At 39.3% G+C, this 12129-nt stretch carries 3 protein-coding genes; all 3 read left to right on the plus strand.

Features of this window, described 5'->3' with window-relative positions; genetic code table 11:
- Window positions 1-3216: T9SS type A sorting domain-containing protein (locus tag RAO94_08635; protein ID MDP8322401.1), on the plus strand; the 3216-nt coding region annotated here is incomplete at its 5' end.
- Window positions 3217-3355: 139 nt separating this feature from the next.
- Window positions 3356-8122: a C25 family cysteine peptidase gene (locus RAO94_08640; protein ID MDP8322402.1), complete on the plus strand. Its 4767-nt coding sequence runs from the start codon at window positions 3356-3358 to the stop codon at window positions 8120-8122.
- Window positions 8123-8264: 142 nt separating this feature from the next.
- On the plus strand, window positions 8265-12065 hold the full coding sequence (locus tag RAO94_08645) for a C25 family cysteine peptidase (protein ID MDP8322403.1): 3801 nt from the start codon (window positions 8265-8267) through the stop codon (window positions 12063-12065).
- Window positions 12066-12129 lie beyond the last annotated feature (64 nt).

Here is a 12129-nt window from a genome sequence, read left to right on the forward strand (position 1 = left end):
GGAGCAATTTTACAGGGAAAATATTATTTATGGTTAACTTTCCCGCAGAACCCCGGCAATAATGTGGATAAATTCTCAGTCTTGAATACTCTGATGGGTGAAGCATCTCTGGAATTATGGACAGGTATTCCCCAGAATTTGTCTGTTACCTATAATGACGTGATCACTCACGGAGCCAATTTTTATGAAGTGACAGTTCATGATTCCACCGGTAATGCCGCGGAAGGTGCCTGGGTAACTTTATATAAGGAGGGGGGAGGTTATACAGCAACCGGATACTGTGACAGCAATGGTTCGGTAATTCTTGATGTAGCTCATGGGCAAGAAGGGAATTATGCTCTTACTGTAACCAAACATAATCACATCCCGTTCAGAGAAACAGTGATAAAAGAGCAGCTAACTCAGTTCGTAGAAATCCACTCAATGGAATATATTGATACAGGTGGGAATGGCAATGGGATTGTAAATCCAGGGGAGCCAGTGGAATTAATGCTGACCCTGGGAAATAGAGGAAGAGAAGCAGTCAGTGGAGTGAATGTAACCATGGAATGCAGTAATTCCGATGTTACAATATTAACGACTGGTGTAGATTATGGTGATATTGCGATAGGAGAAATAGTAACAGTGGATTCGGGATTTGAACTGGAATTTGCTTCTTCTATTCAAGGTGGTGTGGAAATATTAATGGAGTTCACAATAACAGATGCTGATGATAATGAATGGACTACCTTGCAATATATACCTGTGGAAGGAGCAAGTCTGTATGCTTGTGACTATACAGTAACGGGCGATGGAATAATTGATCCGGGAGAAACGGTTGAAATCTGCTTCACACTGGAAAATAATGGAGAGATTGAGGCAGCAGGAGTGGAAGGGCAATTATTCTGTAATAGTCGCCGGATAGAGATCCTGGATAGTCTGGGTGTTTTTGGAACAATAGCTGCCGGGGATTCAGCCAGTAATGTAAATGACAGTTTCAGTATTGCAGCCAGTGAAGCGATTTTACCGGGAACATATTTACCCTTTATTATTCATCTGACTGATATGGAAGGTTATAACGACTTTGTAACTATGTACATACCAATAGGTGACCCTGAAGTAACGGATCCCTATGGACCGGATGAATATGGTTACTGGTGTTATGATGACAGTGATGTGGAATATGAGCAATGCCCTGAATATGATTGGATCGAGATTGATCCTGATTACGGTGGTGAGGGTACATCTATTGACTGGGAAGGCGGAACTGCAACGGGGAATGGGGCAGGGACAGGTAATTATGCAAACCTGGAATTACCCGAAGATTTCCAGTTTGATTTTTATGGTATAGAATATGAGGAGATCTGCGTGTGCACTAATGGCTGGGTAGCTCCTGGCTATCATGAAAGCGGGAGCTTTATGAACTATCCGCTACCAGGACCTCAGGGACCAAGTCCGATGATAGCTGTATTCTGGGATGATTTGAACACAAATACCGGGGATGTGCTCTGGTATTATGATGATGAGCATCATTTTTATATCATAGAGTGGTCGCACGTGGCAAACGGAGATACTGGAGTCTGGGAGATATTCGAGGTGATACTTTATGACTCCAGCTATTATCCGGTGACAACAGGGGACAGTGTGATCAAAATGCAGTATTATGATGTAACGAACAATAATGCAGGCACATATCCGAGTAATCATGGGCAATATTGTACGATAGGACTGGAAAATGAAGATTCACAGATTGGGCTGCAATACACCTTTAATAACATGTATCCTGCTGCGTGTAAAGTTCTGGAAGATGAAACAGCACTGCTATTTATGCCTTTGCCCATACCAGACGATGCACCCTTTCTGGAAGTCAGTGATTTCTATGCTTTTTCCGGTGATGATAGCTTTATTGAAGCAGGAGAGATCGCATTAATCAGTATGGTTCTGGAGAATATGGGAGGAGAGGCAGCGAATGATATCGAAGTGGAATTATCTATAAATGATCCTTATGTGACCATGATAGATAATTCGGGAAGTTGTACCGAAATACCAGCATATGGCATGGGTGTTCTGGATAATGCGTTTTGCGTGGAAATAGCGGAGGAAGTTCCTGATTTTTATATTTTTAATATTGATGCTGTGATCAATTGCGAGGAATTTAGCTGGGACCAGACGCTGTCCTTTGTTGCTTACTGGACAAATACATTTTCAGTTGATCAGGACAGTATATATTATGAACTACATCCTCAGGAAACCGGCAGTCAAATATTTATTTTGACTAATATCGGAGATCTGCCTGTAAATTTTTATATCGGAACGCATGAAACCACTCCGGAAGGCAGGGATATCTCCGGTTCCAATATAACAATAGACACAGAAACCTTCATTCCAGGGGAAGAAACAACGTGGACATTCTGTGTCCAAAATGCCAGCATTGATAATGAATGGCTGTGTGATGTCAGGCTTGATTTTCCAGAGGGAGTTACAGTGATCAACGCCAGTGAAGTGACAGGAGGTTCAGGGGGCAGCCTGATCTGGGACGGAACAACAGGATCAGGGCAATCCGTCCACTGGCATGGAGAAACAACAAATGGTCTGGGACTTATTCATGAGAGTGAAACAGGCATCTGGACTGTAGATGTACAATTAAGTACGGAATTTGCGGGAGATATGACGCTGGGCTGGGAAATTGGTGGAGACGGTTTTGGAGAGGAACCACATAATGTAACCGGTGAAATATATATGCTTTATCCTTTGAGATGGATCAATCTTGATACTTCTTCAGGAAATCTGGAAGATGGTGAAGATGTGGAGATCACGATGAATTTTGATACTAATGACATCGAAGAGGGTATTCATACCTGTGACATTGTGATCACCTGTGATAGTTGGGATACAAAAATAATTAATGTGGTCTTAAACGTGACTAATGGAGATGATAATAACAGCAGTGAATTACCAGAAGCAGTAACTTTGAATGGTAATTATCCCAATCCATTTAATCCCGAAACAGAGATCATGTTCCTGTTGCCGAATAATGAGAAGATCAATTTATCGGTTTATAACCTTAAAGGACAGCTTGTGAGAACCCTGGTGGATAATTATCTGCCGGGTGGATCACATTCAATTATCTGGGATGGTAAGACCAATAATGGTGAAATGGTGAGCAGTGGAGTTTATTTTTATAAACTGTCTGTTGGAGAAACCAGTGAAACCAGAAAAATGATCTTACTAAAATAAACAGCTAAAATTTTAATATAAAAATCCCTGTTGAATAGACGGGGATTTTTTTTATCCCAAATACCTTAATTTTTAGATATTTGGTACATTTATTGCTTAATAGTAAAGGGTAAATGAAATTTATAGAAAAGGAAGTAATATGAAAAAGAGTTTTATTTTTGCAGTATATATGCTGATGGGCATATTCTTATTTGGAGCCTGGGTATCAATACCCGTAAATGACGGAGCAGAGGTAATTGGCTATACTCAAGCTGGCCGTGGAAACATTTCGTTGGAATTTAATCTGGATGGTTATGAAATGGAGCAGGTTGTCAAATTTGGTAACAGTTTCAACAAAATCAGTTATCCAGAAGAAGGTAAAATACTTGATATTGGCATGCCGAACCTGCCAGTTTTTACCCGTTTGATAGCAATTCCTGATGAAGGAACTTCTACTTTGATCATCACATCCTCTAATTCTCACATAGTTAAAGATATCACAGTATATCCTCAGGAAGAATTACTCACTGAAAGTGAACCGGTGAGAGAAACATATACAGTTAATGAAGAATATTATCAGACTGGTGGAATATATCCTGCTAATATTGCAGTACTTGGTGAACCGGCGATAATGCGTGATCTGCGCCTGGTTAAGGTTACTTTTTATCCTATTCAGTATAATGCCGCCAAACATGAATTGATCGTGCACGAAAATATTAACGTGGAAGTAACTACTTCGGGCAGAGGTGGGATAAATGTGAAAACTCATGATCGTCCACTTTCAAGGGCTTTTTCCAGCATTTACCAGTCACAGATTTTAAATTATCAGGAAACAGCCGGCTTGAGAGATGAATTCCAGAGACCTGCAATTCTTTTCATTTATCCAAATAATAATAATGTGGAAGATAATCTGGAATTCCTTTTAGACTGGAAAGATAAAAAGGGATATGACGTAAGTGCTGCTCACACAGGCCAAACAGGAACATCTACTTCTTCGATCAAAAACTATATTCAGGACGCTTATGATGACTGGACAAATCCACCTGAATTCGTTGTACTGGTAGGTGATGCGAATGGAAGTATTGCCATACCTTCCTGGACAGAGGGCTTGAGCGGGTACAGTGGTATTGGAGATCAACCATATTCTCAGCTTGATGGCACTGATGTATTGGCTGATGTATTTCTCGGAAGATTATCAGTAAACAATATCAGCGAATTACAAACCATGATCGCTAAATCTATCAATTATGAACGTGAACCTTATATGGGAAACACTGACTGGTTTGAGAATGCTGTATTAGTGGGAGACCCTTCTTCTTCTGGACCTTCTACAATCTCTACCTGTAGGGTTGTGAAAACATATATTCAGAATTACAATGATGAATTTGAATTTGATGAAATTTATAACGGTAATTATGCTAACAACTTATCATCTGGTATCAATAGCGGAGCTTCTTATGTTTGCTACCGTGGGTATATTGGTATGAGCGGTTGGGGTACAACTAATATTAATGCTCTCACTAATGGCTGGATGCTGCCCTTTGGCTCCATTCTCACCTGTTCCACAGGAAGTTTTGGTGGCACAGCTCAAAGCGAGGTATTTGCCAAAGCAGGTTCTTCTTCAGTTCCCAAAGGTGCTATTGCTGCTATTGGAACAGCTACTTCTGGAACTCACACCTGCTTTAATAATAGTGTAACTTCGGGTATTTTTTATGGTATCTTTGTAGATCACACCTTCAATCCTGGTGGAGCATTAGTGCGTGGAAAACTTAATCTTTATACCCAATATCCGCAAAATCCCGATAACTATGTAAATATCTTTTCACACTGGAATAATTTGATGGGAGATCCGTCAGTGGAATTATGGACCTCAGTTCCCCAGGAAATGACAGTATTCTTTGAAGATGATGTGGCTGCTGGTACTAATTATATGCAGATAGTTGTTCTGGATGCCGCAGGAACTCCACTCAAAGATGCCTGGGTAACTGCCAGAGGTGATGACTATTATTTCACTGGTTACACAGATATTAATGGTGTTTATTATTTGGATGTTCAGGATGCAGAACTTGGAGAAGATTATGAGCTTACTATCTCTTTTCATGACTGTATGGTTTTCGAAGAGGAATTTACGGTAAGCCAGGCTGATATATATCTTGATATCGAAAATCTGGTATTAGATGACACAAATGATGATGGAATTGCCAATCCTGGCGAAGACATTACTCTGGAATTAACGATCAATAACTATGGAACTAATACAGCTACATCCGTGGAAGCCAGTCTGGAATCAATGAATGACAATGTAACTATTACTTCTGACACGGCACAATTAAATGATATTACAGCCGGAGCCTCAATTAATAATAGTGATCTGGAATTAACAATTAATGCCTCTACACTGGGCAGCACAACTGCTCAACTGAACCTGACTTTGACCTGTGATCAGGATAGCTGGATATTACCAATATTCCTGAATATTGAGGGTGCTGTTCTTGATATTACAGATTATACTATTGATGGAAATGGCGTGATTGATCCAGGTGAAACCAGTGAAATATACTTTGATATCACAAATCTGGGTGAAATTACTGCCATGAATGTATCCGGCGAACTGGAATGCCTTAACAGCCGGATTACTATAAATGACAGTCTGGCAGAATTTGGCTCAGTAATGCCTGGTGATGATGTGAATAATTATACTGATCGTTATGAAATTACTGCCAGCAGTGCGATATTACCTGGAACTCAGATCCCGGTAAGTATTCATTTCACTAATGCCAGTGGTTATGATGCATCCGCTCCTTTTGTTATTGAAGTGGGTACTGTAAGTCAAACAGATCCTTTGGGTCCTGATGATTATGGCTATTACTGCTATGATGACAGTGATACCGATTATGATAAATGCCCTGAGTATGACTGGATAGAGATCAATTCGATTGGTGATGATACTGGTTTATATATTAACAACGTTCCTGATGATGATTGCGATATCGAAGATATTGATTTCCCTGATGATTTCACATTTGTATTTTACGGTGAAGAATATGATATGTTCACCGTGGGTACTGCCGGCTGGATTTCACCTGGTGGAACTGAGGTGCGATCATTTATGAACTGGACAGTTCCGGGTCCTCATGGTCCCAGTCCAATAATTGCAGCCTTCTGGGATGATCTTATAAATAGTAATGGACACGTATATACCTACTATGACACCAATCAACACTATTTTGTGGTTGAATGGGATCATATGCAGAATGAAGCCACCGGTTCCGAAGAAACATTCCAGATGATCCTTTATGATCCAAACTTCTATCCTACAACTTCTGGTGACAGTGAAATTAAAATGCAGTATAAAACTATAAACAATAATAACAGTGGCACATATCGTTGGGCCGATCATGGTCAATATTGTACTGTCGGTCTGGAAGACCCAACAGGAACTATTGGTTTGCAATACACTTATAATAATACTTATTCCAATGCAGCAAAACCATTGCAAAATCAGATGGCTATACTCTTTACCAGCCCCCCTATCCCACCTGATGGTCCTTTCCTTACTATCGTAGATTACAGTGCTTATGCCGGTGATGACAACTTCATCGAAGCTGGCGAAGAAGCCGTTATATCGATAGTGTTGGAAAATATTGGTGCTGATACCGCTAATGATGTAGAGGTCACCATTACTGAAGAAGATGAATATATCGAGATAGTAGATGGAACTGGAAGCTGTGATTTTGTAGTGGCAAATGATATGGTTTCCATTATTGACGCTTTCACGATCAGTATCAGTGATAATGTTCCTGATTTCTACACCTTCAGTCTAAATGCAAATATTGTCAGCGATGAAGATTCATGGCAGCAATTGATAGTACTCACTGCCTATCAGGCAAACACCTTTGCAGTGAATCCTGAAAGTATTGAATATGACCTGTTGTGGGGAACTACTGGCAGCACATCATTTGAGATCACCAATATTGGAGATGTTTCAGTTAATTTCTATATCCGTACAGATGAAACTTCTCTCACTAGAGATATTACCGGCTCTTTCCTTGAATGTGATGCAACCGGCTTTACTCCAGGTGAGACTACTACCTGGACATTTACTGCCTATAATGGAGCAGTTGACAATGAATGGGTTTCTGATGTCTGGATAGATTTCCCACTGGGAGTAACAGTTAATGACGCTGAAGATTTTGTCGGAGGCTCTGGTGGAAACATAGAATGGGATGGCACAATTGGACAAGGTGCTTATGTAAACTGGCATGGCATGACCGAAAATGACTGGGGAGTCCTGCACGATGGTGAAATTGCATCTGCTTCTGTTGACGTAACTCTTTCTACAGAATTTGCCGGTGATATGACTATTGCATATACAATTGGCGGTGATGGATATGGTGAAGAGCCTCATCTGGTTGATGGCGAAATTATGCTGGAATACCCACTGCGCTGGATAAATCTTAATATGTCATCTGGGACAATTTCACCAAATCAGTCACAAGAGATTATTGTTAATTTTGATACCAGTGACATTGAAGAAGCTGCGCATACCTGTAATATTGTGATCACCTCTGATAGTTGGGACGGAAAAACCATTCCGGTTACTCTTTATCCTATCACTGATAATAATGATCCAGATCAGATACCAGTAAGCAATCTGCTAAGCCAGAATTATCCTAATCCTTTCAATCCTGAAACCCGTATTCCTTTCAGTATCAGCCAGTCAGCAGAAAATGTAACATTAAGAGTTTATAACATGAAAGGCCAGATCATCAGAACCTTGATAAATCAACCTTCTGGTCCTGGAAATTATCAGATTGTCTGGGATGGAAAAGATGATAACGGTAATGAAGTTGCCAGCGGAATTTATTTCTCTAATCTCTCTGTAGATGGGGAAAAACAAACCCGTAAAATGGTAATGATAAAATAGTATTACAGCCAACAGGTAAATTTAAGATAAAATAATTGAATGATTTATAAGGGCTTCGGCGATTACCGAAGCCCTTAATTGCATAGAGAAAAAAGTGAGTGTATTGATGAGAAAGATATTTTTATTGTTATTAATTGTAATTATGAATTTTTCCTTATGGGGAGTTCACGTTGATATTCCTCAAACCAAAGAATTAGTAGAATATCAGCAATCAGATAGAGGCAGTATTTCGATTGAATTTAATCTGGACGGATATGAAAGGGAAGAAATCACCAAAGACGGGACTAAATATACCAGAATCAGTTACCCTCAGGAAGGTAAATTACTGGATGTTGGCTTGCCTGATCTGCCGGTATTCACTCGCCTGATCGCTATTCCTGATCAAGGGACTCCCGTCCTTACTATTTCTGCTGAAAATTCATTTATTGAGAAAAATGTTCTGATCTATCCCCAGGAGAAGATCCTTCTGGAAAGTGAAAAAGAACAGGACTTATTTACAATTGATTCAGAATATTATCTGCAGGGAAATATCTATCCAGCAGCAATTGCACAATTAGGTAAACCCGCTATAATGCGTGATATCAGACTTGTGAAAGTAACTTTTTGCCCTTTCCAGTATAACCCTTTAAAAAAAGAACTGGTAATTCATGATAATATCAGGCTGGAGATCAATACAGAAGGACAAGGTGGCATAAATGCTAAAACATCAGATCGACCTCATTCCCGTGTCTTCTCAAATATTTATTCTTCTATAGTACTTAATTATAATGAAGTATGTAATTTAAGAGATGATTTTCAAAGACCTTCCATTCTATTTATTTATCCCCTGAATAATAACGTGGCAGATAATCTGGAATACCTGATGGATTGGAAAAATAAAAAGGGCTTTGAAGTATCATCTGTTAATACCACCCAAACAGGAACTTCTACTTCTCAGATCAAGAATTATATCCAGAATGCCTATGACAACTGGGAAAATCCTCCTGATTATGTTGTCCTTGTGGGTGATGTGTCAGGATTGATCACAATACCTACATATTATGAAAACTGGAGTTCGCAGCAGGGTGCTGGAGATCATCCATATTCACTATTAGCAGGAAATGATGTTCTGGCTGATGTGATTATTGGAAGATTAGCGGTAAATACAATAAACGAATTGCAAACGGTAATTACCAAATCCATCAATTATGAAAGAGATCCCTATATGGATGATCCTGACTGGTTTGAAGAGGCAATTTTATTTTCTTATGGTGGACCCGGTAAAATTGCTACCTGCGAAACAGTGGAAGAATATATCACAATTCACAATCCCGAATATTCTTTTTCTGAAATATATTACAGTAATTGGATATATTCATTAGACCAGGCATTAAATAATGGTGCAAGCTATTTATGCTGGCGCAGCCAGGGAGTAGATTCCGGCTGGAATAATAATAATATTAATGCCTTGAATAATGGCTGGATGTTATCTTTTGGGGTATTAATAACCTGTTTTACAGGTGATATGAATGGTAATTGTTTAGGTGAAACCTTTCTGAGAGCTGGCTCTTCTACTGTCCCCAAAGGGGGAATTGCTGCTATTGGCACTTCCACTGGTATGACCTCCGGCTGCTTTAATAATTGCGTTACTGAGGGTGTGTTTTATGGAATATTTATTGATGATATATCCACAACCGGTGGCTCACTGGTGCGGGGTAAATTGAATCTCTATCAGCAATATCCCAATAACCCTGATAACCATGTAAATTGCTGGTCGCATTGCAATACTCTTTTTGGTGATCCCTCTATTGACCTCTGGACAGGAACTCCTCAACCGATGATGATAAACTATCCGGAAGTTATCGCTTATGGTACAGAATATATGGAAGTGGGTATCACTGATGAAGCAGGTATTCCTCTAAAAGATGCCTGGGTAACTGCCCGGGGAGCTAACGATTTTTATCAGACAGGATATTCTGATTTTCAGGGAAAATTTTATCTTGATCTGGAAGGCATTACAACAAATGAAGAATATGAGATCACTATAACTTCTCATAATAAAATTCCCCATGAAGGTGAATTTACCGTAAATCAGGCAGAATATAATCCCGGAATAGCTCAAATCAGCTACCTTGATCTTGATGATGGGATTCCCAATCCTGGTGAAGAAATATCTCTGGAATTCACTATTATGAATTACGGATATAATGATCTTATTGATCTAAATGCCGAACTGGTTTCAATGGATAATAATATTTCTATAGTTACTTCCAGCACAGATTTAGGAGATATTACCAGCGGAAACCAGGTAGTAAATTCTGATCTCGCTATATATATTGATCCCGCCACACCTGGTGGTACAATATCTCAATTAAATCTTATTCTTACATCCAATAGTGAGACTTGGGAAATACCTGTCTTCATAGATATATATGGAGCTTTGCTTAATATAGATAGCTATGTTGCCCAGAATGCTAATGGTATACTTGACCCAGGTGAATCTGCTGATATTTATTTTGTTATTGAAAATCTTGGGCAGATATCTGCAATTTCAATTTACGGTGAATTGGAATGCCTTAATAACAGGATATCGATCCAGGACAGTATAGGATTTTTTGGAAATATTGCTCCTGATGATACTGCCTATAATTTTTCAAATACCTTTGAGATCACAGCCAGCAGCAGCATTATTCCCGGCACACAAATACCTGTAAATATAAATTTTACGAATGAAGATGGATTTAATGCCACATGCTCTTATTTAATTCAAATAGGCACCGTTACCGAGGAAGATCCACTGGGTCCCGATGAATATGGTTATTATTGCTACGATGATGATGATACCGCTTATGAAAATTGCCCCACTTATGACTGGGTAGAAATAAACAATATCGGAGATGATCTTAACATCTATACGGTTGGTGATTCTGCAGACATTACCGATGTAATTTTGCCAGCGGATTTCTCTTTAGTTTTTTATGGTGAAGAATATGATCTGATCACAATTGCTACTGCCGGCTGGATAAGCCCCGGTGGAAGCACTGCTGCTGCATTTATGAATTGGAGTATTCCCGGTACTGGTGGTCCAAGCCCCATGATCGCTGCTTTCTGGGATGATATTAATAATGGCTATCAAGGTGATGTATTTACTTATTATAATAACTCTCAGCACTATTTCATCGTGGAATGGGATCGCATGAGAAATGAGCATAATAATGAAATAGAAACCTTTCAGATCATTCTATATGACCCCAATTTTTATCCAACCACAACCGGAGACAGTAAAATTAAAATTCAATATAAAGATGTTGCTAACACAAATATCGGGGAATATCCCTATCATGGTGCTAACCATGGTCAATATTGTACTGTAGGTTTGGAAGATCACTCTTCAACTATCGGTTTGCAATATACCTATAATAATTCTTATTCCCTTGCAGCAAAGCCTTTGCAGGACCAGATGGCATTATTATTCACCACTCCATCCATCCCACCTGATGGTCCCTTCCTCACTATTATGGATTATTCTGCTTATGCTGGTGAAGATCAGTATATTGAAGCTGGAGAAGATGCTGTTATTTCCCTTACCCTGGAAAATATCGGGGAAGATGATGCAAATAATGTGCAGCTGACCATTTCTGAAGATGATGAATATATTGATATTATAGATGGTACTGATAGCTGCAGCATCGTTGCTGCAAATGATATGGTAACCATTTCTGATGCCTTCACGATTAGTGTCAGTGATAACGTACCTGATTATTACACCTTCACTCTTAATGTAAATATTACCAGCGATGAAGATTCCTGGAACCAGTCAATTGCCCTCACAGCATATCAGGCAAATACTTTTGCGGTTTTTCCCGAAAGCATTGAACATGAATTGCAGTGGGGAAATTCTGACAGCACATCATTTGAACTCACCAATATTGGTTTAAAGGGCAAAAATTGGTTGCTAAAATAGGGCATAACTAATTATTAGTAAACTATTTAAGTATATATTATTATGTAGGAGCATAAATATGAAG

Source organism: Candidatus Stygibacter australis (genome assembly GCA_030765845.1).
Lineage (GTDB): Bacteria > Cloacimonadota > Cloacimonadia > Cloacimonadales > TCS61 > Stygibacter > Stygibacter australis.